General features: G+C 43.4%; 1 protein-coding gene. It reads left to right on the forward strand.

All coding sequences use genetic code 11. The annotated features are described in order from the left end of the window. A partial coding sequence (gene crtA, locus F6K53_RS41165; protein ID WP_293086083.1) for a cyanoexosortase A occupies nt 1–696 on the forward strand: 696 nt, incomplete at its 5' end. Between the last annotated feature and the right edge of the window lie 890 nt (nt 697–1,586).

A 1,586-nucleotide genomic window follows, 5' to 3' on the forward strand; every position in this document is an offset into this window, starting at 1 on the left:
TGCATTGTATTTTGGCTCGCAGCCTGTTCGACTCTTTGGGACAAACGCTACCAAATTAAACTCGGCAGCGGCATTGTCCCTTTTTTATTTGGTGCATTGCTGATTGCAGGAATTCTGGTCAAGAGTGCTGGTCACCCTAGCGAAAAATTCCTTGGCTTTTCACCCTTTATTTCCGTCTTCGGTCTCGCCCTGCTTGCCTCTGGCTTTCGGGGCTTAAAACAATATTGGCAAGAACTCCTCATCCTCTTCACCCTAGGTGTTCCCAAACTTCTGCTGCCCTATCTGCCTAATATCACTCCGATTACCGCCAAATTCTCCGCTTTCCTGCTGTGGTACTCTGGAGCAAATGTCGTGTTGCAAGACTCCTACATTATCCTCCCCAAGGGTAGCATCGAAGTCGTCCCGTCCTGTTCCGGACTCAACTTAATCATCTACATGCTAGGGCTAGCTGTGATTGTGCTGGTAATGTTTCCCACCTCTGGCAGCCAAAAAATTATTGTTCCCATGGTTGCTGCTACCCTGGGTTTTATCGTCAATGGGATTAGGATAGCGATACTGGCACACCTCGCAGCCCCCTCCAGTCAAGCAGCCTTTGACTATTGGCACAGTCAGGAAGGTGCTCTGATCTTTGTGATGATTTCAGTGATTTTGTTTGGCACTTACTGTTTGTTTATGCTGCAACAGTCTGAACCGTAAAGCCAAGCTGACTTTTTTGACATTTCCCCTCTTTGAAAAAAGGGGATTCTAAGATTAATCTTCCGGTGGGCAGTGCTTAAAGGCGATTGACCGTAGGTCACGCTACGCGATCGCAAGCAACGGAATCGCCTTAGTAAGCACTGCCCACCCTACATAAACTATGGCAAGCAACGGAATCGCCTCAAAAGCACTGCCGACCCTACATGAACTACTTTGCTTCTCTTAGGACTGAAATAGGGTGGGCAGTCTCTAGCAACCTGATGACAAGCAAAGGAATCGCGTCAATAGCACTGCCGATCCTACATGAACTACATGAACCTGAGTGCTATTCGCTGGCACCATCTAAATCATCCCTCTCAAGATAGATGTGGCAATTGACCTCAGGTATATTTAGCGTCTTCAAGAAAAATTCATCAAAAATTTTTAGCTCTGTCAGGATTTTATGAAAAACTCATGAAAGTTATAGTAGTCATTCATCCAGGATTACACGGAACACTAATTGACCAAGGTTACTGCTTACAAATGAGTAATACTAAATGATTACTTATCTAGTAACGAGAGAAAATTATAAATAGGGAATTTGCATCAATTTTATCTTTTTATCACAGGTTAATTTACTGTAAAAACCCTTAATCTGAGATCTGGCACTCTTGTGATTAATCGTAGTGATTAATCCTAGGGTGGGCAGTGCCTATCAACGCGCTTTGCAAGCTTCGGAATCTGTCGAAAGCACTGCCCACCCTAGATTACAGAGTGCAAATGTAAATAAAAATAACAATATTATCGTCTCAGCTTTAAACTGCATAATGTTGAGTATACTTAGATAAAGAGCCTGTTAATTTTACTTAGCTAAAGGTATGTTTTCAGGGCAATCAAACATACCTAACGGG

The organism is Moorena sp. SIO4A1 (assembly GCF_010672065.1).
Taxonomy (GTDB): domain Bacteria; phylum Cyanobacteriota; class Cyanobacteriia; order Cyanobacteriales; family Coleofasciculaceae; genus Moorena.